Source organism: Microbacterium sp. KU4F (genome assembly GCF_056868075.1).
The window spans coordinates 1,820,530-1,843,102 of record NZ_CP200324.1 but is presented as its reverse complement, the minus strand read 5'-3'; the positions used below and the strand labels follow the sequence as shown (position 1 = coordinate 1,843,102).

At 70.9% G+C, this 22,573-nt stretch carries 23 protein-coding genes and 2 pseudogenes; 10 read left to right on the top strand and 15 right to left on the bottom strand.

Translation table 11 applies throughout. From position 1 onward, the window contains the following. Window positions 1–38 precede the first annotated feature (38 nt). Window positions 39–386 (top strand): MerR family transcriptional regulator, encoded by a 348-nt coding sequence (locus AC1VNH_RS09400; protein ID WP_483111058.1) that lies wholly within the window; start codon window positions 39–41, stop codon window positions 384–386. 3 nt (window positions 387–389) lie between these two features. On the opposite strand, the gene AC1VNH_RS09395 is transcribed toward AC1VNH_RS09400, so the two are convergent. Next, on the bottom strand, window positions 390–578 hold the full coding sequence (locus tag AC1VNH_RS09395) for a hypothetical protein (RefSeq protein WP_483111056.1): 189 nt from the start codon (window positions 576–578) through the stop codon (window positions 390–392). A 4-nt stretch (window positions 579–582) separates the two neighbouring features. Then, window positions 583–1,029 (bottom strand): GNAT family N-acetyltransferase, encoded by a 447-nt coding sequence (locus AC1VNH_RS09390; RefSeq protein ID WP_483111054.1) that lies wholly within the window; start codon window positions 1,027–1,029, stop codon window positions 583–585. Between the two features lie 39 nt (window positions 1,030–1,068). Between AC1VNH_RS09390 and AC1VNH_RS09385 the strand changes: the two genes are divergently transcribed. Then, window positions 1,069–1,548: a GNAT family N-acetyltransferase gene (locus AC1VNH_RS09385; protein WP_483111052.1), complete on the top strand. Its 480-nt coding sequence runs from the start codon at window positions 1,069–1,071 to the stop codon at window positions 1,546–1,548. A 24-nt stretch (window positions 1,549–1,572) separates the two neighbouring features. Beyond that, window positions 1,573–1,986 carry a dehydrogenase gene (locus AC1VNH_RS09380; RefSeq protein ID WP_483111050.1) on the top strand — a complete coding sequence of 138 codons (414 nt, stop codon included), beginning with the start codon at window positions 1,573–1,575 and terminating at the stop codon, window positions 1,984–1,986. A gap of 259 nt (window positions 1,987–2,245) precedes the next feature. Here AC1VNH_RS09380 and radA read toward each other — a convergent pair whose 3' ends face one another. The 11 genes from radA to add all read right to left on the bottom strand — a co-directional run bounded on the left by radA (window position 2,246) and on the right by add (window position 14,020). Continuing rightward, on the bottom strand, window positions 2,246–3,595 hold the full coding sequence (gene radA, locus AC1VNH_RS09375; protein WP_483111048.1) for a DNA repair protein RadA: 1,350 nt from the start codon (window positions 3,593–3,595) through the stop codon (window positions 2,246–2,248). A gap of 46 nt (window positions 3,596–3,641) precedes the next feature. Continuing rightward, window positions 3,642–4,514: a hypothetical protein gene (locus tag AC1VNH_RS09370; RefSeq protein WP_483111046.1), complete on the bottom strand. Its 873-nt coding sequence runs from the start codon at window positions 4,512–4,514 to the stop codon at window positions 3,642–3,644. 183 nt (window positions 4,515–4,697) lie between these two features. Next, the gene (locus tag AC1VNH_RS09365; RefSeq protein ID WP_483111044.1) at window positions 4,698–5,054 is read right to left on the bottom strand and encodes an acyl-CoA dehydrogenase family protein; all 357 of its coding nucleotides are present in this window, start codon (window positions 5,052–5,054) and stop codon (window positions 4,698–4,700) included. Then, window positions 5,051–5,809, bottom strand: coding sequence for an acyl-CoA dehydrogenase family protein (locus AC1VNH_RS09360; RefSeq protein WP_483111042.1), 759 nt, complete (start codon window positions 5,807–5,809; stop codon window positions 5,051–5,053). The genes AC1VNH_RS09365 and AC1VNH_RS09360 overlap by 4 nt, the downstream gene beginning before the upstream one ends. A gap of 17 nt (window positions 5,810–5,826) precedes the next feature. Next, complete coding sequence (locus tag AC1VNH_RS09355) at window positions 5,827–6,741, bottom strand: ABC transporter permease (RefSeq protein WP_483111040.1); 915 nt, start codon at window positions 6,739–6,741, stop codon at window positions 5,827–5,829. Further along, window positions 6,738–7,910 (bottom strand): ABC transporter permease, encoded by a 1,173-nt coding sequence (locus AC1VNH_RS09350; protein ID WP_483111038.1) that lies wholly within the window; start codon window positions 7,908–7,910, stop codon window positions 6,738–6,740. The genes AC1VNH_RS09355 and AC1VNH_RS09350 overlap by 4 nt, the downstream gene beginning before the upstream one ends. Then, window positions 7,907–9,715, bottom strand: a complete 1,809-nt coding sequence (locus tag AC1VNH_RS09345; RefSeq protein ID WP_483111036.1) for an adenine deaminase C-terminal domain-containing protein — start codon at window positions 9,713–9,715, stop codon at window positions 7,907–7,909. The genes AC1VNH_RS09350 and AC1VNH_RS09345 overlap by 4 nt, the downstream gene beginning before the upstream one ends. Beyond that, complete coding sequence (locus tag AC1VNH_RS09340; protein WP_483111034.1) at window positions 9,712–11,241, bottom strand: ABC transporter ATP-binding protein; 1,530 nt, start codon at window positions 11,239–11,241, stop codon at window positions 9,712–9,714. The genes AC1VNH_RS09345 and AC1VNH_RS09340 overlap by 4 nt, the downstream gene beginning before the upstream one ends. Beyond that, window positions 11,241–12,251 (bottom strand): BMP family lipoprotein, encoded by a 1,011-nt coding sequence (locus AC1VNH_RS09335; protein ID WP_243231000.1) that lies wholly within the window; start codon window positions 12,249–12,251, stop codon window positions 11,241–11,243. The genes AC1VNH_RS09340 and AC1VNH_RS09335 overlap by 1 nt, the downstream gene beginning before the upstream one ends. 45 nt (window positions 12,252–12,296) lie before the next feature. Continuing rightward, on the bottom strand, window positions 12,297–12,926 hold the full coding sequence (locus AC1VNH_RS09330; RefSeq protein WP_483111033.1) for a hypothetical protein: 630 nt from the start codon (window positions 12,924–12,926) through the stop codon (window positions 12,297–12,299). Then, window positions 12,923–14,020 (bottom strand): adenosine deaminase, encoded by a 1,098-nt coding sequence (gene add / locus AC1VNH_RS09325; protein ID WP_483111032.1) that lies wholly within the window; start codon window positions 14,018–14,020, stop codon window positions 12,923–12,925. The genes AC1VNH_RS09330 and add overlap by 4 nt, the downstream gene beginning before the upstream one ends. Before the next feature lie 184 nt (window positions 14,021–14,204). On the opposite strand from add, the gene AC1VNH_RS09320 reads away from it, so the two are divergent. Continuing rightward, window positions 14,205–14,693 carry a nucleoside deaminase gene (locus tag AC1VNH_RS09320; protein WP_483111031.1) on the top strand — a complete coding sequence of 163 codons (489 nt, stop codon included), beginning with the start codon at window positions 14,205–14,207 and terminating at the stop codon, window positions 14,691–14,693. A 293-nt stretch (window positions 14,694–14,986) separates the two neighbouring features. On the opposite strand, the gene AC1VNH_RS09315 is transcribed toward AC1VNH_RS09320, so the two are convergent. Then, window positions 14,987–15,739, bottom strand: coding sequence for a GntR family transcriptional regulator (locus AC1VNH_RS09315; RefSeq protein ID WP_483111029.1), 753 nt, complete (start codon window positions 15,737–15,739; stop codon window positions 14,987–14,989). A gap of 37 nt (window positions 15,740–15,776) precedes the next feature. Further along, a complete protein-coding gene (locus tag AC1VNH_RS09310; RefSeq protein WP_483111027.1) occupies window positions 15,777–16,247 on the bottom strand; it encodes a PPC domain-containing DNA-binding protein in 471 nt (156 codons plus the stop codon). Between the two features lie 234 nt (window positions 16,248–16,481). On the opposite strand from AC1VNH_RS09310, the gene AC1VNH_RS09305 reads away from it, so the two are divergent. The 6 genes and pseudogenes from AC1VNH_RS09305 to AC1VNH_RS09280 form a co-directional block, all read left to right on the top strand. Beyond that, window positions 16,482–17,675: a metal-dependent hydrolase family protein gene (locus tag AC1VNH_RS09305; RefSeq protein WP_483111025.1), complete on the top strand. Its 1,194-nt coding sequence runs from the start codon at window positions 16,482–16,484 to the stop codon at window positions 17,673–17,675. A 48-nt stretch (window positions 17,676–17,723) separates the two neighbouring features. Next, a complete protein-coding gene (locus AC1VNH_RS09300) occupies window positions 17,724–19,337 on the top strand; it encodes an ABC transporter substrate-binding protein (RefSeq protein ID WP_483111023.1) in 1,614 nt (537 codons plus the stop codon). Further along, window positions 19,337–20,353, top strand: coding sequence for an ABC transporter permease (locus AC1VNH_RS09295; protein WP_243231009.1), 1,017 nt, complete (start codon window positions 19,337–19,339; stop codon window positions 20,351–20,353). The genes AC1VNH_RS09300 and AC1VNH_RS09295 overlap by 1 nt, the downstream gene beginning before the upstream one ends. Beyond that, on the top strand, window positions 20,350–21,147 hold the full coding sequence (locus tag AC1VNH_RS09290) for an ABC transporter permease (protein ID WP_243231011.1): 798 nt from the start codon (window positions 20,350–20,352) through the stop codon (window positions 21,145–21,147). Before AC1VNH_RS09295 ends, AC1VNH_RS09290 begins: the two co-directional genes overlap by 4 nt. Beyond that, window positions 21,144–22,337 (top strand): annotated as a pseudogene (locus tag AC1VNH_RS09285) (ATP-binding cassette domain-containing protein); the annotation flags it as partial. The gene AC1VNH_RS09290 and the pseudogene AC1VNH_RS09285, both read left to right, overlap by 4 nt. Next, a pseudogene (locus AC1VNH_RS09280) lies at window positions 22,330–22,464 on the top strand (hypothetical protein); the annotation flags it as partial. The pseudogenes AC1VNH_RS09285 and AC1VNH_RS09280, both read left to right, overlap by 8 nt. Window positions 22,465–22,573: the final 109 nt, after the last annotated feature.

The following is a 22,573-nucleotide window of genomic DNA, read 5'->3' as shown; positions in this document are numbered from 1 at the left end:
TTTGACATCGTGTCAAGGTCCAGTCGAGGGGCGGGCGCATGATCATCGGCGAGCTGAGCGATCGGAGCGGGGTCAGCGCGCGCTCCATCCGGCACTACGAGAAGCTGGGCCTCATCAGCCCGCAGCGCGGCGACAACGGCTACCGCCACTACTCGGACCGAGCGGTGCCGATGGTCGCCACGATCCACGCCATGTTCGAGCTCGGGTTCACCCGCGACGACGTTCGAGCCGTCCTGCCCTGCGCCACGGGAGAGAAGTCGCACGGCGATGCGGAACTGCTCGCCCGGGTGGCCGAGATGCGCGAGCGGGTCGCGGACAGCATCCGCACGCTCCGCGAGACGGAGGAGGCGCTGGCCGGCTTCCTCGCGGTCAACGAAGGGCGCTGAGGCTCACGGCCTCATGCCGCGCTTGCCGGCCGTGATGGCCACCACGAGCCCCCATCCACTGAGGCCTCCAGCGATCCAAGAGACGTAGTGCAGCCACGACGGCGCGCCGTTGAGATCCCAGATCATGAAGAGGGTCGCCAGGATGAGGCCGATGGCAGCGGCGACGATGCCGATGATGCGATCGCGGTTCATGCGCTCACGCTAGCGGCGTGGTCGGCTCCCGTTGCAGGAATGCGTCGATCTCGTCTTCGTGGTAGAGCACGAAGCCGTGCCGCTCATACAGTCGCCGGGCGGGCGACCCCTGCAGCACGTTGAGCCGCAGCGGTGCCTCGCCGGCGTGCTCTTCGAGCACGAGCGAGAGCACCCGGGAACCGATCCCGCAACCCTGGTGGGCGGTGGCGAGGTAGAAGTGCTCGACCCAGACGCCGTCGGATGTGGGACGCACGGCGATGCTTCCGGCATCCTCTCCGTCGACCACGATCACGCGGGTGAGTGCCGGGTCGAACGCCTTGAGGAAGCGCTGGCGCACGCAGACCGGGTCGTATCGCTCGAGCCGTTCGAGATCGGGCCGCATGACCTCCGCGCGAAGCTCCGCGATCCACGCCGCGTCGTCCGGGGTGCTCGGACGCAGGCTCCAGGTCATCCGTCCATTCTCCCGCGCCGGCGGGTGTGGAATGGAGAGGTGAGTCGTGCCGTGGTCCGGATCGCCTCCGACGGCGACGCCGCGGCGGTGTCCGAACTCCTGCGCGCGTACCACGAGCACACCGAGGCGGAGAAGGTTGCGCACGATCTGCAGGAGTTCGGGCCGCTCGCACCCGCATACGCAGCCGAGATCGCCGCCCCGGCCTTCCCGGGCTCGCACGTGCTGCTGGCCGAGGCCGAATCGCGCGTCATCGGGATGGTGATCCTGCGCGTCTCGGGAGCGGATGCGGAGATCAAGCGACTGTGGGTCGACCCCGCCGCGCGCGGCGCCGGAGCGGGCGGGGCGCTCATCGCCGAGGCGGTGCGACGCGCGAGGGCGGCGGGGGCCGCATCCCTTCGACTCTCGGTGTGGGCTTGGCGACACGACGCCCTCGAGCTCTACCGGAGTCGCGGATTCGTCGAGGTCGCATCCTGGGAGACGAGGGAGCGCCTGGTGTGCCTGCGGATGCCGCTTGGCTGACGACACGGCGGATACGCTGGGGGGATGGCCGGTAAGCAGAAGCGCGGGAAGAAGCAGCAGCCTCCGCTGGAGTTCCGCAACACCGCGCTGACCGATGCGCTGCAGACGCAGGACATGGCTGCCGTGGCGTTCGCGCTGCGGCACGGGCCCACGGTCGTCCCCCTCATGCGTACGGGCGAGAGCGACAACCCGTTGGATGCCGGCGAGGTGTGGACCTACCGGGACCCCAACACGGGACAGGTCGCGCTGCTCCTGTTCAGCGATGCCGCGCACAAGCCCGAGACGTTGCCGCCCACGGTCGGGTTGCAGGGGCCGGACTGGCTTCGGAGCTTCCTGAGCGTGCACCGCGAGGAGATCACGACCGTGTTCTTCGACATCGCGGGACCGCATCCGCTGCAGGCCACTCCCGGCGACCTGCTGGCCGCACTCGAGGTCTGAGCCGGCGGGGCCTTCGCGCGTCACCAGGCGCGGTGAGGTCCTGGCCCCGCGAGCGCCGCACCGACTCGCGGCCCTGGCGAGCGCCGCACCGATTCGCGGCCCCGATGAGCGCCGCACCGATTCGCGGCCCCGCGAGCGCCACACTTCTGCGCAGATGCGCCAGCGAAGCTCTGTAGCGGATGCGGAAAAGTGTGGCAGTTGCGCAACTGCGACGCAGTTCGGGGTAAGGGAAACGTGTGCCTGCGGAGGGGCGCCCGGGTCAGCGGTTCGAGGCGGCGGGGGTGGGAATGTGCACCCGACCGAGGGCGGAGAGCAGATCCTTCGCGCCGGAGTCGATCACGGTCGTGTAGCCGAGGCGGCCGGCCTCCGTGCGGCGCTGGGAGAGCTGGGCCACCGGACGCACCTCGCCGGTGAGACTCAGCTCGCCGATCGCAGCGACCTGGTGCCCCACGGGCCGGTCGGTCGCGGCACTGGCGATGGCGAGGGCGATCGCCAGGTCGGTGGCGGGCTCGGTGATCTTCAAGCCGCCGACGGTCGAGACGTAGATGTCGCGCTCGCCGACTCGCAGTCCGGTGCGGCGCTCGAGCACCGCGAGGATCATCGCCACCCGTGACGATTCGACGCCGTTCACGACGCGGCGCGGGTTGGGTCCGGATGCGGCCACGACGAGCGCCTGGATCTCGACCGGCAGCGCGCGGCGCCCCTCGAGGGCGACCGTGACGCACGTGCCGCTGACCGGGGCACCCTTGCTGAGGAAGAGGCCCGAGGGATCCGGGACCTCGCTGATGCCGTCTCCGGTCATCTCGAAGCAGCCGACCTCGTCGGTGGGGCCGAAGCGGTTCTTGAGCGCCCGGACGAACCGCAGCGAGGTCTGCCGGTCGCCCTCGAAGTGGCAGACCACATCGACGAGGTGCTCGAGCAGGCGGGGGCCGGCGATCGAGCCGTCTTTCGTGACGTGGCCGACGATGAGCACCGGCAGGGCGCGCTCCTTGGCGATGCGGATCAGGGTCGCCGCGACCTCGCGCACCTGGCTGGGATGACCCGCGAGGCCCTCGCTGAGTGAGGAGGAGACCGTCTGCACGCTGTCGACGATGAGCAGCGACGGCTCGACGTCGTCGACGTGGCCGATGAGGGTGGCGAGGTCGGTCTCGCTCGCGAGGTACAGCTCGTCGTGCAGCGCACCCGTGCGCTCGGCGCGCAGGCGCACCTGCGCGGTCGACTCCTCCGCGCTCACGTAGAGCACCCGGTGTCCGTCGCGCGCCGCGCGCGCCGCGACCTCGAGCAGCAGGGTCGACTTGCCCACGCCGGGCTCTCCGGAGAGCAGGATCGCCGCCCCCGGAACGATGCCGCCGCCCAGCACCCGGTCGAACTCGGCCACCCCGCTCGCACGCCGCGGCGACTCCGCGGTGGTGAGCTCGGTGATCGGACGGGCGGCGCGCGCCGCGGTGGGGCTCACGGGCGTGAGCGAGCGCATCACCCCCGTCGGCTGCGCCGCCTCGACGACGGTTCCCCACTGCTGGCATTCGCCGCAGCGACCGGCCCACTTCGCCGTCGTCCACCCGCATTCGGTGCAGCGGAAGGGCGCGGGAGCGGGGCGACGGGTGGCCATGATCTCAGGCTACGCGCCGCATCCGACATCCCCGGGCGGGGCCGGGTCAGTCGGCCGCGGAGACGGAGACGAAGTCGCCGGGCTTGGTTCCACCGGTCGGCGAGAAGAGGATGCGCTGGACGTTGCCCGCATCCGCCGGGTCGAAGAGCAGGGGGCGCCGTGACCCGGTGGTGGGGAACTGCTTCGTCGGCACGGCGACGATGGACGTCACCCAGCGGCTCGTGCCCTCGGTGTCCTCGAAACGCAGTGTGACCTGGGCCATCATCCGCGACGAGCTCGGCTCGGGAAGAGGGGCCTCGGTGATCTCCGCCTCAACCTGCGCACCGTTCTGGAGAAGCTGCGTCGCGAGCTCGTTGTTGAGGCGCCGGCGCTTCTGGGCGCCCAGCCGGCCGAGCAGCGTGAGCAGGGTAAGAAGCGCGAAGATGCCCGGCAGCCACCACTGGGCCGCGTACATGATCCACGCGCCCGCATCCCAGTTCTCGTTCTGCCCGAACGTGGGGTCGATCGCGATGCCCACCGCGTCCGGCGCGGTCCACAGCGTGGTGGCGTACCAGGAGCCGAGGGTGAGACCGGCCAGCACGATGGGCAGAGGTCCCAGGAACGCGTAGCCGTCGGTGCGTCCGGAGTAGCGGTGATTCCAGGTGCTGTAGCCGCCGACCATGATGATCGTGGCGATGATGCCGATCGGCAGCGACCAGCCGCGCAGCCAGACGGGGATGGCGGTGTCCCACGTGCTGAAGACGCTGTTGATGCTCATCACGCGGAACTGGTCGACGAACCCGCCGATGCCGAAGCCGATGACCGCCGTCGTCGCCAGCGACGCGACACCGAACACGAGCGTCGCGATCAGAGCCGTCGTGCTCCCCCGGTACTTCTCGTTTCGACGGGCTTCCTTCTCGCGGGGATCGATGAGGCTCATCATTCCAGCGTATCCACGGCCGGGCTCACGACGAGACGGGCGGACGCCGAACATAAGGATGCGTGGCGGCGGCCGCCGGGAACGTCGAGGAGGGGGGTCCTCGGCCTGCCTCGGGCGGAACATCGCCGCCACGCACCCCGACCCGGGCACCGCTTCGCCGAGCGAAGGCGGCACCCGGGGGTCTCACCCGCTCAGCACCCAGCCTCCGACGAGTTCGGAGCTGAACGGAACGGAGTAGGCCATGAGCGCGCCCGCCTGCGCGTCACGGAAGATTCGCTGGATGGGGGAGGAGACGAGGAACCCGCCGCCCCCGCCGATACGGACCGCGAGCGCTGCCGTGCGCTTGGCGACCTCGTTGGCCAGCATCTTCGTCTCGGTCGCCGCGGGCATCGCCTCGGGGGATCGCTGGTCGGCGAGCCACGCCGTGCGCTCGGCCATGAGCGTCGCGGCGGTGAGCTCTGCCCACGCCATGCCGGTCTCTTGGCGTACCCACGTGGCATCGGCGAGGCTCGCGCCGCCGCGCACCTTGCCGGCGGTCACCGCGATCGCATCGATGGCGGATGCGGCGATGCCGAGAAGAGGAACGCGAAGCCGACCGTGATGAGGTTCGCGTAATTGGGGGCGGGCGGTCCGGTCAGCCGGGAGCGCAGCAGGGGCGTGCCCTCGAAGAGGATCGTGCGGCTGCGGGTCGCCCGCATCCCCATCGTCTCCTCAATCGGCGGGAACGAGACGGTGTCGTCGACGGTGACGCCGAAGAAGGCGGGTGCACCGTCGATCCGGGCGTTCAGGAACAGGTGATCGGCCGCCTCGGAACCCGACACGAACAGTTTGCGGCCGGTCAGCGACCAGTCCTCGCCGACCGCATCCGCGTCCTGCTGGGATGCCAGGAAGTGATTGCCGCCGGCCGGCTCGCTCAGGGCATTCGCGAACCGCTTGCCCGCCTTCAGCTCGGAAGCGAAGAACGCGGCCTGCTCGTCGGATGACAGCGTCACGAGCGCGTGCGCCGCACCGAGGTGCATGAGCCACACGGTCGCCACGGCCGGGTGGGCCGCGGCGAGCGTCTGCACGACCGCGCCGAGCGTCGCGTACGACAGGGCCTCGCCGCCGTGCGCGCGCGGCAGGAACGCGGCGTCCAGCCCCGATGCCGAAAGAGCGCGCAGGTGCTCGATAGGCAGGCGCGCTTCGGCGTCGTCGGCGGCCACGGTCGCGGCGAATCCCGCGGCGAGTTCTCGGGCGGTGTCGACCCAGTGCTGCTCGTCGGCGGGAGGAGCGACGGGGGACGGGCGGGTGAGCATGGACGGGTCCTTTCGGGTCAGGACAGACGGAGGCGGGACAGCTGGCGGCGCAGCTGGGCACGGGAGGTGAGAACGAGCACGACGAGGGTCACAAGGTACGGCAGCGCCGTGTAGAGCTCGCTGGGAAGCTGGATGCTGGTCGACTGCGAGAGCAACGAGAAGCTCTGCAGGAAGCCGAACAGCAGGGCGCCCAGCGCGATGCCGATCGGGTTCATCCGGCCCATGATCACGATCGCGAGCACGATGTAGCCACGGCCCGCCGTCATGTTGGGTGTGAACGAGCCGATCGCCCCGACGGCGATCACGGCGCCGGCGAGGCCGGCCGTCGCACCGCCGATGAGCAGCGCCCGTGCTCCGACGCTGCGGGGGCGCACGCCGCGCAGGGCCGCGGATGCGGGATCCGAGCCCGTGGCGCGCACCTGCAGGCCGAAGCGGGTGAAGCGCATGACCAGCCAGGCGGCGGCCAGCAGCACGAGCGTCGCATACACGAGCGGGCTCTGTCCGAACAGGGCAGGTCCGATGAGCGGGATGTCGGTGAGCGGACCGAGGTCGATCGGGGCGATCGTCGGAACGCTCACGTTCGTCCGGCCGGCGGGGATCCAGAGCTGGAACAGGTAGGTCGAGAGCCCGAGGCCCAGCATGGTGATCGCGAGGCCGACGACGATCTCGTTCGCCTTGAGCGTGTAGACCAGCAGGTTCATGAGAAGCGCCAGCGCGATGCCGACGACGGCGCCGGCGACGAGACCGAGCCAGGGGCCGAACGAGCTGCCGACATAGATGGCGGTGAAGGCGCCGAGGATCATCATGCCCTCGATGCCGAGGTTGAGTCGTCCCGCGCGTTCGACGAAGCCCTCGCCGATCCCCGCGATCACGAGGGGGGTGGCCAGCGCGATGGCGCCGGCGAGGATCGACGCCCAGAGTGCGATGGTCATCGGGTTCCCTCCTCTGCGGCGATCTCGGCCTCGACGACCGGTTCACCGGATGCGGCCGCCGCATCCGTGATCTCCTCGGCGGAGAACGCGCCGTCGTCGGGCGCCGGAGCCGATCCCGGATGCGCGGGAGCGACCAGCCCCGGCCGCGACGCGGCGATCACCGCGACGCCCAGCAGCAGCACGCCCTTGATGACCTCCGCGATGGATGACGGGATTGTCCCGGTCGCCGACTGCATCCCGACCGCGCCGACCGTGAGGGCGGAGAAGAAGACGGCCGCGACGGCGATGCCGGCGGGAAGCAGGCCGCCGAGCAGGGCCACGGCGAGACCCGAGAACCCGACGCCGCCCGAGACCGAGCCCAGCAGTCGCTCGTTGACGCCCGCGATCTGCAGCCATCCGACGACGCCGGCGCCCGCGCCGGAGACGAGCATGGTGCCGTAGAGGGTGCGCTGCCTGGTCGCGCCCAGGCGCAGCGCGAGCGCGGGACGTTCCGCGAAGACGGCGACCCGGGTGGCCTGCCGTGAGCGGCGCCACCACTCGAAGAGCACCACGGCCACCACGACGAGCAGGATGCCGACGTGCGCGCGGGTGCCGGGGATGAGGGCGGGAAGGGCCGCCGCCTCGGGCAGGCGCTCGCTCTGCGGTGTCGCCGTCGCCTCGCCGCTGGCGAGCCACGTGCGCAGCGTCCAACCGAGGAAGCCCGTGGCGACGTAGTTCAGGAGCAGGGTCGAGAGGATCACGTTGACCCGCCAGCGCACCGCGAGCCAGGCGGGCACCAGAGCGAAGGCCGCCCCGCCGACGGCGCCGGCGACGAACCCGACCAGCGCGTAGAGGATGGCGGGGGCTGCATCCGCCGTCACATCGCGCACCCACAGGATGGCGGCGGTCGCGAAGATCGCGCCCATCGTGACCTGGCCCTCGGCGCCGACCGAGAACACGCCCGCCCGGAGCGCGGGGATCAGCGTCAGCGCGACGATCGCCACGGGAGCCGCTCCCACGAGCAGCTCGCCCACGCGGTACGGCGAGCTGGATACGCCCTCCACCAGCCCGCGCAGCCCCGTGAGCGGGTCGGCGCCGGCGAAGAGGATGAGTGCGATCGCCACCAGCACGACCGCGGCGACCACGCCGCCGGTGAGGGCGACGGACCGCATCCGGGAGGAACGGATCACGCGTGCTCCTCGGGGTCGTGGCCGCAGGCGTCGACGGGGCCCGGGACGAGCACGTCGACGAACTGCTGCGTCGCCGCGTCGATCAGGCCGAGTTCGGTCAGGCCGAGGTCGGGGACCACGTACAGCCCCACGAACGAAAGGATGATGTACGGCGAGGCGATCGTGCAGCCCAGCTCGTGAGTCGCCGCATGCCCGGCCGCGAGGGCGGCGGCGGTCTCCTCGAACGGAGCGTCGCTCATCATGCCGCCCACGGGCAGTGCGACGCGGGCGAGGACTTCGCCGTCGGCGACCGTCACGAACCCGCCGCCCATGCGCCCGAGTTCGGCGACAGCGAGACGCATGTCGTCGTCGTCGGCGCCCACGACCGCGATGTTCATGTTCGGGCAGTTCATCGTGATCGCGATCGCGCCGCGGCCGAGGCCGAAGCCCTTCACGAACCCGTGGCCCGCGAGCGCCTCGCCGTGGTGGCGGTCGACGACCGCGATCTTCAGCACGTCCTGCGAGGGGTCCGACACGACCTGGCCGTCCACGACCGGAAGGGATGCGGTGAACGCCCGCTTGAAGTAGCCGTTGTACATCTCCATCGCGCGCACCCGCACACGCGAGGCGCCCTCGGGGGCCGCGACGGTGAGCAGATCCGCCGGGAGCTGCTCCGGCAGGTGCACGGTGTCGCGCGCCCAGTCGGGCAGCACGTCGGTGTTCTCGAAGAGGGCCACGCCGTCCTCGGCGACGACACCTCCGGCGACGACGACGACCTCCGGCCGCACGTCGGCGAGATTCCGGATGACCTGCAGGTCCGCGAGACGGGAAGGGGCGAGCAGACCCAGCACCTGGTCGAGTCGGTAGTAGTGCGCGGGCTGCGTGGTTGCCATGCGGTACGCGAGCTGCGGATCGATGCCGAAACGGATCGCCTGGCGCACATGGTGGTCGATGTGGCCCTGCGTGTGCAGGTCGAGCGCGTGCTTGTCGTCGGCACAGAAGCTCAGGTGGCGCAGCGCCGGCTCGATCGCGTCGAGGTCGGCGAAGAGGGGAACCGTGTTGTCGGCCAGCGACGATCCCATGACCGTGATCATCGCGCCGAGGCGCGTGCGCTCCAGCACCTCGTCGACGGTCGAAGCGTTGTGGTCGTCGCTGATGCCGGCCGCCAGGTAGCCCCAGAGCGACTCGTGGGTCTGCGCCGCCGTGTGACCGGTGAGTCGGCGACCTGCCACGAGCGCCTCGCGGAACCGGCCGGTGGAGAGCTCGCCGTAGTCGAACGGGTTGGATTCGCCGAGAGTCGCGGTGTTGTCGTCGTGCAGGCGCGCGCGGACGACCTCCTCTTCGATGACCGCGCCGCCGCGCTCCAGCGCGAACGAGGTCGGGGTGGTCGGTGAGACCTGCTGGAACACGTGCAGCGGCGTCGTCGTGGACAACGCCAGATCCATCCCGCGCGCTCCCCAGACGTTCGCCGCGCCGTTCGGGTCGGTGAGCACGGTGGTCGTGCCGCGGGCGACCGAGAGACGGGCGAGCTCGCCCGGCGTGAGGTTCGTGTACTCGACGTGCAGGTGGGTGTCGATGAAGCCCGGCACGACGTGGCATCCGCGCGCGTCGATCTCCGTGCCCACCGTCGGGACGTGGTTCCAGGGCGTCAGCGTCGCGATGTGCCGTCCCGCGATGAGCACGTCACTCTCGAGCCACTCCTCGGTTCCGGGAGACTGCACGAGTCCGCCGCGCACGATCAGGTCGGGCGCCGCGTGCCCCGCCGCGACGGCGCGCAGGTGCACGAGCTCCTCGGTCGTCGGCAGCAGATCGGTGAAGTCGGTCATGAGGGTTCCTCCACGGGGTCGAGTCCTGCCATGGCCGCGCCGATGCGCGCGGTCGTCGCCGCCTCCGCGGGCAAGTCTGCGACGATGCGTCCGTCGAAGACGACGACGATGCGGTCGGCGAGACCGCGGATCTCGTCGAGATCGTGCGAGGCGACGGCGACGGCCGCCCCCGCCTCGGCGGCCTGGACGAGCCGGTCGCGGATGGCCTGAGCCGCCCGCAGGTCCAGCCCCTGGGTCGGGCCGTAGGCGAGGACGACGCGCGGTGCGCCCCCGGGCCAGATATGACCGAGCTCGCGCGCGGCCAGAAGCTTCTGCTGGTTGCCGCCGGACAGGCCGCCGGCGGCGAGCGTCGCGACGGCGGGGCGCACATCGAACGCGGTGAGGCGCTCGCCGGCCGAGGCCCGGGCCGTGCCGCGGGCGCGGCGGTCGGTGCCGGCTCCGCGCGCTGCCTCGTAGAGCCCCAGCGTGTCGCCGAGCGAGAGTGCGGGAACGAGCGCGTCGCTGCGCTCCTCGGGGATCCACGCCACGCCCCCGCGCAGCAGCTCGACGGCGGAGGGCGCCGTGCGACCCGCGAACACGAGGGATCCGGATGTCGGTGCCCGCAGCCCTGCGAGCACGTCGATGAGCGTGTTCTGTCCGCTGCCGGCGACGCCCGCGATGCCGACGATCTCTCCTGCGCGGAGCTCGAGTGACACATCCGCCAGCGCCGCATCCGTCTCGGACGAGGCGTGGACGCCGTGCACCGCCAGCACCGTCTCGCCCGGGACCCGGTGCGCGCGCGGGGCGGGCTCTTCGAGGTCGCCGACCATGAGCCTCGCGACCTCGGCGGCGGAGAGACCGCGCGCGGGGCCGTGGTGCACGCGGCGTCCGTGCGACAGGACAGTCACCTCGTCGGCGACCGCACGCACCTCCTCGAGGCGATGCGTGATGAGAACGATCGCGGTACCCAGGCCGCAGAGCGTGCGCAGATGCTCGAACAGGCCCCCGACTTCGCGGGGGCCGAGGCTGGCGGTGGGCTCGTCCAGGATGAGGGTCGTCGCGCCCTCGGCGAGGGCGACGACGATCTCGCCGAGCTGGCGGTGCGCCTGGCTCAGTCTGGCGGTCGGAACGTCGAGCTCGACGCTCACACCGGCGCGCTCGAGGGTGTCGGCGAGGACCGCCCGCGCGGCGCCACGACGGGTGATGCGCCTCGAGCCGACGAGCAGGAGGTTCTCCACGAGACTCAACTCGCCCACCAGGCTCAGCTGCTGCGGGACCATGTTCACTCCGCGCGCCTTGCCGGCGGCGCGGTCGCGGGGGGCGTAGGAGGTCTCGTCGAGCGTCATCGTGCCGGCATCCGCCGACTCGATGCCGGCGAGGATCTTGGCGAGCGTCGACTTGCCGGCGCCGTTCTCGCCGACGAGCGCGTGCACGGTTCCGGCGCGCACGGCGAAATCGACGGCGTCCAGGGCGTGGACGGCGCCGAAGCTCTTGGAGACCGACCGGGCGACGAGCGCCCGGTCGGTCCCGGGGGTGGGGGTGGTCATCAGGAGATGGTGACACTTCCGTCTTTGAGACCCGCGATCAGCTCGTCGACCTTCGAGGCGACGTCGGCCGGCACGGCGCCGTCGACGCTGTTGATCTCCTGGTAGGTCAGGCCGCCGTTCTCGAGGGTCGAGGTGACGCCCTTGCCGCCGAACTTCTCGTCGGCGACCTCTTCGACCCAGGCCTTGACGATCGGGTACATGTCGAGATCGACCGTGGACACGTTGGTCTTGAGCGCCTCGGCACCGGCGGCGGGGGAGACGCCCACCGAGAGGACGCCCGCCTTGGACGCCGCGGCGCCGACACCGGCGGCGATGCCGTCGCCGGTCGTGTAGACGAGCTTCGCGCCCTGGCCGATGAGACCCGTGGTCGCGGATGCGGCGGCCTCGGCGTCGTCGAAGCTTCCGGCGTAGACGACCGGGAGCAGCTCGGCCGACGGGTTGGCCGCGAGGGCTCCCTGCTGGAAGAAGGAGTCCGTCGCCTTCACGAAGTCCAGCTCCAGGCTTTCCACGCGTCCGATCGGCGATGCCTGGGTGAGACCCGCGATGTAACCGGAGAGGTATCCGACCTCGGGTGTGCTGTAGGTCCAGGTCTCGACGTTGTCGGTGTACTTGTCGAGGATGTCGGCGCCGCCCGAGGCGGTGAAGTGGGTGTCGGGGAAGTCCTTGGCGACGGAGAAGATCGCGTCGCCGAGCTCGATGCCGTGCCCGATGACCAGGTCGAAGCCCTGGCTGGCGAAGTCGGCCACGACCGGTTCGCTGGTGGCAGGATCGGCCATCTGCTCGCGCAGCTCGTACGTGATGAGGCCTTCGTCCTGGAGCTTGGCGAGGGCGTCGGCCAGCGCCTGGTTGAAGGCGCCGTCGTTCGCGTTGCCGGGGGTGAGGGCACCGACGCGGATCACGTGATCGGATGCGGCGGAGGACGATGTGGCGTCGGCGGTACCGGAGCAACCGGCGAGTGCGAGCGCGGCCGTCGCGGCGACGGCCGCGGCGAGGAGGGGGCGAAGACGCATTGCGGTGTCCTTTCGGGTGGGTGTGGCGGGTTCGGGTGGTGCGGGTCAGGGGGTCGAGACGGTGAAGCCGGGAGCGAGGGTGGCTCCCACGAAGGCCGCGCTGTCGGGCGACCAGTGCGCGAGCACGGCTCCGGTGGCCCGGTCGAAGCACGGGTCGAGCCGGACGTCGGCGGCGGCCGCATCCGGGTGCAGCGCGGCATCCGCCACACAGACGACCCGGGTGCCGTGCAGTGTGCGGGCCGTCCCGGTGGCGGGCAGACGGCCCTGGCGGTCCAGGGAGACGAGCGCGGCTGTCGCGAGGAAGCCGCGCAGCTGCGGGTCGTCGGCGCAGTCCGCCGCGCTTTTGGTGCAGCCCTCGGTCCAGGCGATCGTGCCGGCCGCATCAACCGAGACGGCGCTGACCTGCGTTCCGAGGGCGGCGTCGCCCTGACCGATGACCTCGATGCGCGCCTTGAACGCGTCGTCGTCGCGACGCACGTCGATGCGTTCGGTGTACAGCGGCTCGGACTTCGTTCCGGTGACCTGCCAGTGCGCGTTCCACCCGGCGACGAGGGGTGCGAGCTCGACGGTGTCATCGGAGCGGACCAGGGTGGCGCCCGTCAGTGCCGTCGCCACGACGACCGCTCCTGCGCCGCACGCGGCGGCCAGGAGCAACAGGCGACGGCGACCGCTCATACCGGGGCGACCTCGCTCACGGCGGCGAGCTCGGCGTGCAGCCGGCTCTTCGTGTCGACGTCGGCGAACGACGCGTCGATGGAGCGTGCGGCGAAGCCGACCAGATCGCCGTAGCCGAACCCGAACTGCTCGGCGGCCACCGCCCAGTCCGCCTCGAGGGTCGTGCCGAGCGGCGCGGGGTCGTCCGTGTTCAGCGTGACCGAGACACCGGCGGCGAGCAGGCGCGGGAGGGGGTGGGAGTCCCAGTCGGGATAGATGCCGAGCGTGAGGTTCGAGCGCGGGCACACGCCGAGGCTGATGCCGTCGGCGATGAGCCGGTCGATGAGGGCGGAATCCTCGATCGAGCGCACACCGTGGTCGATGCGCTCCGCCTGCAGCAGCTCGACCGCATCCCACACGCCCTCGGGCCCGCTCGACTCGCCGGCGTGCACGGTGCGGTGCAGACCCGCGGATGCGGCCAGCGCGAACGCGCCCTGGAACTTCTCGCCCGTGCGGCCGGTGACCTTCTCGTCGCCGTCCACCGACAGGGCGACCACGCGCCGCGGACGTGCGGCCACGAGCTCGCCGACCAGGCGCTCGGCCTCGGCGGCGGATTGGTCGCGCAGCAGGGAGTATGCGACGCCGACCTGGCAGAGGCCGTCCTGCTCCGCCTCGTCGAAACCGGCACCGAACGCGTCGAGCAGGTCGAGCTCGCGGCCGCGCCACGCGTTCCAGTGCGTCGGGTTGACGATGACGTCGCTGTAGCGGATGCCCGACGCGCTCTGACGTACGGCGAACGCGTACGCCACACGGGCCGCCTGCGACGGGGTGCGTACCAGCCCGCACTGCCAGTCCAGGAACCGGAGGAAGCCGCTGAGTCCGGCTGAGCCCGCTCCTGCACCGCCGCCGGTGGTGACCTCGGGGGCGGCGAAGGCGTCGTGCGTGGAGATGTCGAAGAGCGTCGCGGCGGGCCCGGGCAGGGCGACGTCGTTCTCCTTCGCCAGCGTCAGCATGTCGAGCAGCGAGAACGTGCCCTCGAGGTGCACGTGCACCTCGGCCTTGGGCAGCGCGCGGATCACCGTCTCGTCGATGCGCGCGACGTGGTTCTGCGACATGGGTCCCTTTCGGATGCGGGTGGCAGGTACAGCGGCACGCTATCCGCTTCGCGCAACTTGTCGACAAGTGGAGCGCATCTCGTTCGCGACTTGTAACACCCGCGTAATGCTCACCCCGGATTTTGGCGGATTCGGCCGCTACGGTGAAAGTCGGTTCGTAGCACTTGTTCACAAGGAGAGATTCGTGACGCATCCACTGACAGAGGCCGACCTCGCCCATCTGCGCCAGAGCATCCGGGTCGCCGAAGACGCGGTCGCGCACGGCACGCATCCGTTCGGCTCGATCGTCGTGAGCGCCGCGGGTGAGGTCGTCTCCTCGTGCGGCAACAACTCGCTGCCGCCGGAGGGCGATCCCACTCAGCACGCCGAGCTGCAGGCGGTCGCCGCGGCGTTCCGGGTTCTGGGCGCGGACGGGATGAAGGGCTCGACCCTGTTCACGAGCGCCGAGCCGTGTGCGATGTGTTCCGGCGCCGCGTACTGGTGCGGCATCGACCGTGTGGTCTACGCGCTCAGCGAGCACCGCCTACTCGAGCTCACGGGCGACCACCCCGAGAACCCGACGTTCTCACTGCCCTGCCGCGAGGTGTTCGCCCGCGGTCAGCGCGAGATCGAGGTCGTCGGCCCGCTGCTCGAGGACGAGGCCGCGAAGGCGCACGTCGGCTTCTGGATCTGACCCCCGCGGCGGTGGGCGCGCTCGCCCTCCCGCCGCCTCCCGCCGTGTCCCGCCCGCCTGGGCTCGCGCCCGCTGGGGTTACCCCGGCTGCTTCCCCTGTCACAGATCGAGCCCCGAAGCGTCGCCTGTGACAGGCGAGCACGCAGCTTCCTCGTTCGCCTGTCACAAATCGACGCGGAAGGCGCGATCTGTGACAGGCGAACGGTCTCGGGAAGCGCCCGTACGGTGACCGCGGCCGGAACGAGCGGATGCGGGTGCGGGTACCGATGCCGATGCGGATGCGGATGCCGGGCTCAGGCGCCGCCCCAGGGCGGGCGGACGGTGCGCACGAGCGAGTACGACACGATGTCGGGCGCGTGGTACTCGAAGCTATGCATGAGCCGGCGCCCGCTCGCGCCGATCCCCACGATCTCGGAGGTCATCACCGGCGAGCCCTCCGCCCGCTCGAACAGCGCGGCGAGTTCGCCGTGGAGGGTCGTCACGCCCGGCGTCGACACCTCCCAGATCACGGGTTCGCCCCAGACCTTCGCTGCGGCGGTGAAGACGGACTCGTCGGGGTCGAAGCTGCGCTCCGCGCCGTCGAGCGGCAGAAGATCGTCGGCGATCATCGCCACCGCCCCGTCGGCCCGCCAGCGCTTGCGCACCGCGAGTGCGGGCATCTCGGCCGCCAGCTCCATGAGCGCGCCCACATCGGGCCCGAGGGTCCTCGTGCCGCTCGAGAGCGTCTCGACCTCCGACTGGTAGCCCAGGCGGTCCAACAGGTCGGTGTGCTCGAACTGCTCCTCCAGCCGCACGCTCAACCGCAGCGCGATCGGATCCACGGTGGTCACCGAACCCTGTCGCCGACGGACGATGCCCTGTGCTTCGAGGCTTGCCATCGCGTTGCGCAGCTGCTGGCGTGTGCACTCGAGGCGCGCGGTCAGCTCCAGCTCACCGGGCAGGGGAGTGCGGCTGGCGGCGGCCTCGCGCACGAAGCGCAGCAGACCGTGCAGGACGCGAAGGTGGGCGCGATCGCCGAGCGGGCGAGGCAGCGGCAGATACGTCACAGCGGGACCTTCCGGGTCGCGAGCACGGCTGAGAACATCATGGCGCAGTCGCGGCCGGAATCTGCAGGATCGGAAGTCCCGCGGATTCCGGATGCGGGTGCCGCTCGAGGGTGGGGGAGAGGATCTCGTCCAGCACCACCTCGACGACGTAGTGTGTCTCGCCCGAGAGCAGGTGTCCGGCGTAGGCGCGGGCGGCGTCGTCCTTCACCCCGACCGCCACGTGCACGTGGACGACGAGGGCGCCGTCGGATGCGGTCGTGATCGTGCCCGAGCCGAGTCCCTCGGTGTAGGGCACGTCGACGGCGGTCGGCATGGGCGCTTCGGGATCCGCGGCCGGTGTTTCGGCCGCGATGAGGCGCACGGTGCGGAACGCGCCGCTGAAGGTCGAGATCGCCGCCTGAGCGATGCCGTGCCGACGGCAGGCGTCGGCGAGTGAGGTGAGGATCTCGTCTCCGGGCTCGAGTACCACGACGACGCGGCGTCCGGCCTGTATCTCGGCGGTCTGCATGGAAGCTCCTGTCGGGCTGCTTGTCGATAAGTGAGCGTTCCCACGACGCGGGATCGATTGTTCAGATCATCTCCAACGGCGATTTCTTGCGTGTTGCTCGTGTTTCGCTTCGGTAAATATTCCGCCGAATGTCAACACTTGTCGATTTGTCGGCCATGTTCCTGGGTATCGTGACGATCGGTCAGCGTTGCCCACCCCGTCCCCTCTTGCCCTCCTCGCCCCCGGGAGATCGCTGTGTCCACGCCTGTCACCACCCCCGTCCTCCACCTCTGGGACGGCGAACGAGACCGCGGTGCGGCACGTCTGTCCTGGCAGGACGGACGCATCACGGCCGTGGAAAGCGCAGAGGGCGCGCCCGAGTACAGCCTCATCCCCGGCCTGATCGACACGCACGTGCACCTCGACGCATCCGCGACCCCCGGTGCCGACTGGCTCACGTGGCCTCTCATCACGCCGGCGGCCGAGCGTTCCCTCCACGTCGCCGCGCACGCCCGACGAGCCGCCGCCGCGGGTGTCACGACCCTGCGAGACCTCTCCGGCAGCGAGGTGCAGTACGCCCTCGCCCGTGCGCTGGAGGCCGGCCTCATCCCCGGTCCCCGCCTGCTCGTGCACGGCCCCGTCGGAATGACCGCCGGTCACGGCGACCTCTTCACACCGCCCCACTACCCGCACCGCCCGCCGGTGGCCGACTCGCCCGACGAGTGCCGCAAGCTCGTACGCCAGTGGGCGCGCGCCGGTGCGGACGGCATCAAGATCTACACGAGCGGTGGCGTGCTCTCGATGGGCGACAAGGTCGGCTGGCGCAACCAGACGGATGCGGAGATCGCCGCGACCGTCGATGAGGCGCACGCGCTCGGCATGCTCGTGGCCGCCCACACGCACAGTGCGGAGGGCGTCGACATCGCCCTGCGGTTCGAGGTCGACTCGCTCGAGCACGGCACCGGCATCGAGGAGCGCCACTGGGAGACCCTGATCGAGCGCAACGTGCCGGTCGCTCCCACTCTGCTCATCAACGATGCGATCGCCGATCGCCGCATCCCGGTGAGCGACGAGGCGGCCGAGAAGGCGCGCGCCGTGGTGATCGAGCGCGACGCCAACTTCACGGGTGCGGCCGCGGCCGGCGTGCGCTTCGTGCTCGGCACCGACGCGAACGGCGTCATGGTGCGCTTCGGCGACCAGCTCGAGGAGCTCCGCCTCATGAAGACCGCGTTCTCGTGGAGCTCCGAGCGCGCGCTCGTCGCGGGCACCTCGGATGCCGCGGATGCGGTGCGTCTGACCGGCACGACGGGACGCCTCAAGGCGGGCCTCGGCGCCGACTTCCTCGTGGTGCGCGGCAAGCCGTGGCAGGACATCGAGACCCTGCGCCCCGAGAACCTCGTAGCCGTCGTCGCCCGCGGCGAGCTCGTCGCAGGCGCGCTTCCCCTCTGACCTCCCCCCATGCACCACCCGACCCCTTCCCCGCATCAAGGAGATCCCGTGACCCTCATTCGATCCGGCGGCGCCCGACGCGTCGCTCTCCCGCTTCTCGCAGGGCTCGCCGTCGCGACCCTCGCCGGCTGCGCCGCTTCGGCACCCGCCGCCGACTCCGCGACCCCCGCCGCCGACCTGCCGCAGGACATCGTCTTCGCGCTCAAGGAGGACCCGACCTGCCTCGACCCGCAGCAGTCGTCGGTGACCACCTCGCTCATCGTCGGCCGTCAGCTGACCGACTCGCTGCTCGACCAGAACCCCGACACCGGTGAGATCGTGCCGTGGCTGGCGAGCGACTGGTCGGTCGCGGACGACCTCACGTCGTACACCTTCACGCTGCGCGACGGCGTCACCTTCAGCGACGGCACCCCGCTGACCTCCGAGGCGGTCGCCGCGAACTTCGACGCGATCAAGGCGCTCGGAGCCTCCGCATCCCTCGCCAACGGCTACCTCGCCGGATACGCGGGCACCGATGTGAAGAGCGACACCGAGTTCACGGTGAACTTCTCGGCTCCCAACGTGCAGTTCCAGCAGGGCGCCACCACGATGTCGCTCGGCATCCTCTCGCCCGCCACGGTCGCCGAGACCGCGGAGGCGCGCTGCCAGGCCGTCGTCGGCACCGGTCCGTTCGTGCTCGACTCGTACGTGCCCAACGACGCCGTGAAGATCGTCAAGCGCGACGGCTACGACTGGGCGTCGACGCTGCGCGGCCACGAGGGCGAGGCGTACCTCGACTCGGTCACCTTCCCGATCATCACCGAGCCCTCGGTGCGCACCGGCGGTCTCGAGTCCGGCGAGTACGACGTCATCCAGGACGTTCCCTATGTGGACGAGGCGCGCTTCGCCGGTGACAAGTACCACCTCTACGCCAAGGCGAACCCGGGCGTTCCCAACTCGCTCGTCGTCAACACCTCGCGCGGTGTGCTCGCCGACGAGGCCGTGCGCCAGGCGGTCACCAAGGGCCTCGATCGCGACAAGATCAACGTGCTCGCGGGTTCGATGAGCGGCAAGGCGCCCACGAGCGTGCTGACCTCCTCGACCCCCGGATACATCGATCTCGGCGACACCCTCGCGTACGACGCGGATGCGGCCAAGAAGCTGCTCGAGGACGACGGGTGGACGCTCGGCTCCGACGGCATCTACGCGAAGGACGGCCAGCCGCTCACCTTCACGGTCACGGCGTTCTACGCGCAGGACGTGCTGGAGGCGGCGCAGATCCAGCTCAAGGAGATCGGCATCGACATGCAGCTGAAGATGGTCTCCTCGGGTGACTTCTTCGGTGCCATCGCCTCGGGTGACTACGACGCCCTCGGCGCGGGTCTGACCCGTACGGACCCCGACGCGCTGCGCACTCTGCTGTCGACCGCATCGCCCGCCCGCTGGGGCATCGTCGATGACGCAGAGCTCGAGGGTCTCCTGCAGAAGCAGGCGCAGACCGCCGACGTCGACGCCCGTCAGAAGCTCGTCGACGAGATCCAGCAGATCGTCGCCGAGCGCGCTTACGTGATCCCGACGCTGGAGACCGTGCAGCTGCACGGCTCTCGCGCCGGCGTCGAGGGCATCACCTTCGACTCGGCCGCACGTCTGCACCTCTACGACGCCGCGGTGGTCTCGAACTGATGACCATCCCCGAGCAGCGCGTGGCCCCAGCGGGAGGGCGGGCACAGGCGATCGCCCGCTTCCTGATCCCGAAGATCGTGCAGTGCCTCTTCGTGATCTGGGCGACCTACACCGTCGCCTTCCTGCTGATCCACGCGCTGCCCGGGGACCCCGTCCTCGCCGCGCTCTCGCTGCGCGGCGGCGACGCCACCACGACCGACCCCGCCCAGCTCGCGGCGCTCCGCGAGCGCTACGGGCTGGACGGGCCGGTCTGGCAGCAGTACATCGTCAACTTCCTCGCCCTCTTCCGCGGCGACCTCGGCATCTCGATCGCGACGGGGCAGCCCGTCGTGGAGATGATCGGCCGGGCCTTCCCGAACACCGCCGCGGTGGCCGTGTTCGCCCTCGTGGTGGGCTTCGTCGCGGCCCTCGCCTTCACCGTCTGGGCCTACGTCGCCCGGCCCGCGTGGATGCGGGCGTTCGTCACCCAGATCCCGCCGCTGGGCATCGCGATCCCGGCGTTCCTGTCGGGCCTCGTGCTCATCAGCGTGTTCTCGTTCGGCCTCGGGTGGTTCCCCGCATCCGGGACGAACGGCTTCGTGAGCGTCGTCCTGCCGGGCATCACCCTGGCACTGCCGACCGGAGCCATCTTCTTCCAGGTCTTCTCGGCCGCCGTGTTCGACGCGGGCGCCAGCCCCTTCGTCTTCACGGCGAACGCGAAGGGCCTCGCGCAGCGCACGGTCGTGGTGCGGCACGTGCTGCGCAACGCCCTGTTGCCCTCCATCACGATCATCGGCCTGCAGATCGGCTACCTCGCCGGCGGCACCGCCGTGGTTGAGACCGTCTTCTCCCGCGACGGCATCGGCCGGCTCACCGTCGACGCCGTGCTCGCCCGCGACGTGAACGTGGTGCTGGGTGTGGTGGTCGTCGTCGCGACCGTGTACGCCATCGTGACCCTCATCGTCGACGGCCTCTACGGCGTGATCGACCCGCGTACCCGAACGCGCCTCGTCGGACGAAAGGCGGGTGCGCGATGAGCATCCTTCGCAGACCCGGCCTTCTGCTCTCCCTCCTCCTGCTGCTGCTGACCCTCGTCGCGGTCGTCGCCCCGCAGCTGCTCGCCCCGTACGATCCGTACGACTCGGTGGGCACCGCCCGGCTCGAGCCGCCGAGCGCGGAGCACCTGTTCGGCACCGACCATCTCGCGCGCGACGTGTTCTCGCGGGTGATCTACGGCGCGCAGCTCTCGCTGTCCTCGGCTGTGCTCGCCGTCGTCGCGGGTGTGCTGATCGGCTCGATCGTCGGTCTCGTCTGCGGCTACGTCGGCGGGCCGCTCGACTTCGTGGTCATGCGCTTCGTCGACGTGCTCATCGCGATCCCCGGCATCCTGCTCGCATTGATCGTCGTCGCCTCGCTCGGCTTCGGCCCGCTCTCGATCGCCCTCGGCGTCGGACTCGGCACGGCGGGATCTTTCGCCCGCGTGATGCGCTCGCAGGTGCTGCGCGTGCGCAGCGAGGAGTACGTCGAGGCCGCGCGCACTCTCGGCGCCCGCGGCCCCGCGATCTTGGTGCGTCACGTCATGCCGAACGCGGCGCGGCCCATCATCGCGATGGCATCGCTCGAGCTCGCCCTCGCCATCCTGTCGGTGTCGGCGCTGAGCTTCCTCGGATTCGGCGCCCAGCCGCCGGCGCCCGAATGGGGCGCGCTCGTGTCGGCAGGGCGCGACTTCGTCGCCATCGCGCCCTGGCTGAGCCTGATGCCCGGCGCCGTCATCCTCGCGGTCGTCCTCTCCGTCAACCGCGTCGCCCGCTTCATCGGAGGTGACCGATGACCGCTCCTCTGCTGCGCGTCACGGATCTGCGCGTCGACTACGGCACAGGTCGTCGTGCCCACAGCGCCCTGCGCGGCATCGACCTCGAGGTGAACCCGGGCGAGATCGTCGCGGTCGTCGGCGAGTCGGGGTCCGGCAAGAGCACGATCGCCCACGCGCTCGTGAAGCTCCTGCCCGCCGAGGCGCACGTGCGCGGCGGGTCGATCGTCTTCGACGGGACCGAGATCACCACCGCTTCGGCATCGGCGCTGCGCCGCATCCGGGGCGGACGGATCGGCTTCGTGCCGCAGGACCCCTCCCACAGCCTGAACCCCCTGATGCGCGTGGGTGAGCAGATCGCCGAGACGCTGCGCCGCCACCGCGGCCTGTCGCGGGCGGATGCGGCCCGTCGCGCCGTCGAGATCATCACCGAGGTGGGCGTTCCCGAGGCCGAGCTGCGAGCGGGACAGTACCCGCACGAGCTTTCGGGCGGCCTCCGCCAGCGCATCCTCATCGGCATCGCGTGGGCGTGCGAGCCCGCCCTCGTGATCGCGGACGAGCCGACCAGCGCGCTGGATGCGACCGTGCAGCGTCACGTGCTCGATCGGATGCAGGCCCTCGCCGCGGCGCACGGCACCGCCGTGCTGCTGGTGACCCACGATCTGGCGGTCGCCGCCGACCGCGCCGATCGCATCGTCGTGGTGGAGAAGGGCGAGATCGTCGAAAGTGGTCCGGCGGAGCTCGTGCTGGCCGACCCCTCGCATCCGTACACGCAGCGTCTGGTCGCCGCAGCGCCCGGCCTCAACGCGCGACGACTCGTCCCGTCGGCGAGCGTGGTGGACCGCGTCGTCCCCGACGCGGGCGCGCCGCTACTGCAAGTCTCGGGCCTCGGCAAGACCTACGGCGGTGCCCGCGGCATCCGCGCCGTCGAGGCGGTGGACTTCTCTGTCGCCCGCGGGACGACCTTCTCGCTCGTGGGCGAGTCGGGCTCGGGAAAGAGCACGACGGCGCGCATGGTCGCCAGGATCATCCCGAGCGACGAAGGCGAGATCCGTTTCGACGGCGAGGACATCACCGACCTGCGGGGGTCGGCGCTGCGGGAGCTGCGTCGGCGCATCCAGGTCGTGTACCAGAATCCGTTCGGCTCGCTCGATCCGCGTATGAGCGTGGCGAAACTGATCGCGGAGCCGTTGCAGGCGTTCGGTGTGCCTCGTGCCGAGCGCAGCTCGATCGTGCGCGACCTGCTCGGGCAGGTGCGTCTGTCGACCGACCTGCTCACCCGGCGTCCCGCCCAGCTTCTCCGGCGGCCAGCGTCAGCGCGTCGCGATCGCCCGCGCCATTGCGCTGCGTCCGGAGCTCATCGTGCTCGACGAGCCGGTCTCCGCTCTCGACGTCTCGGTGCAGGAGCAGGTGCTGCAGCTGCTCGTCGACCTGCAGGCCGAGCACG

Coding starts and splice junctions, on each gene's coding strand:
- AC1VNH_RS09290 (WP_243231011.1), top strand. CDS start 20,350: ATGAGCATCCTTCGCAGACCCGGCCTTCTGCTCTCCCTCCTCCTGCTG.
- AC1VNH_RS09400 (WP_483111058.1), top strand. CDS start 39: ATGATCATCGGCGAGCTGAGCGATCGGAGCGGGGTCAGCGCGCGCTCC.
- radA (WP_483111048.1), bottom strand. CDS start 3,595: ATGGCCACCCGTCGCCCCGCTCCCGCGCCCTTCCGCTGCACCGAATGC.
- AC1VNH_RS09355 (WP_483111040.1), bottom strand. CDS start 6,741: ATGACCATCGCACTCTGGGCGTCGATCCTCGCCGGCGCCATCGCGCTG.
- AC1VNH_RS09345 (WP_483111036.1), bottom strand. CDS start 9,715: ATGACCGACTTCACCGATCTGCTGCCGACGACCGAGGAGCTCGTGCAC.
- AC1VNH_RS09340 (WP_483111034.1), bottom strand. CDS start 11,241: ATGACCACCCCCACCCCCGGGACCGACCGGGCGCTCGTCGCCCGGTCG.
- AC1VNH_RS09370 (WP_483111046.1), bottom strand. CDS start 4,514: ATGAGCCTCATCGATCCCCGCGAGAAGGAAGCCCGTCGAAACGAGAAG.
- add (WP_483111032.1), bottom strand. CDS start 14,020: ATGTCGCAGAACCACGTCGCGCGCATCGACGAGACGGTGATCCGCGCG.
- AC1VNH_RS09390 (WP_483111054.1), bottom strand. CDS start 1,029: ATGACCTGGAGCCTGCGTCCGAGCACCCCGGACGACGCGGCGTGGATC.
- AC1VNH_RS09360 (WP_483111042.1), bottom strand. CDS start 5,809: ATGCTCACCCGCCCGTCCCCCGTCGCTCCTCCCGCCGACGAGCAGCAC.
- AC1VNH_RS09335 (WP_243231000.1), bottom strand. CDS start 12,251: ATGCGTCTTCGCCCCCTCCTCGCCGCGGCCGTCGCCGCGACGGCCGCG.
- AC1VNH_RS09310 (WP_483111027.1), bottom strand. CDS start 16,247: ATGCAGACCGCCGAGATACAGGCCGGACGCCGCGTCGTCGTGGTACTC.
- AC1VNH_RS09330 (WP_483111033.1), bottom strand. CDS start 12,926: ATGAGCGGTCGCCGTCGCCTGTTGCTCCTGGCCGCCGCGTGCGGCGCA.
- AC1VNH_RS09380 (WP_483111050.1), top strand. CDS start 1,573: ATGGCCGGTAAGCAGAAGCGCGGGAAGAAGCAGCAGCCTCCGCTGGAG.
- AC1VNH_RS09295 (WP_243231009.1), top strand. CDS start 19,337: ATGACCATCCCCGAGCAGCGCGTGGCCCCAGCGGGAGGGCGGGCACAG.
- AC1VNH_RS09395 (WP_483111056.1), bottom strand. CDS start 578: ATGAACCGCGATCGCATCATCGGCATCGTCGCCGCTGCCATCGGCCTC.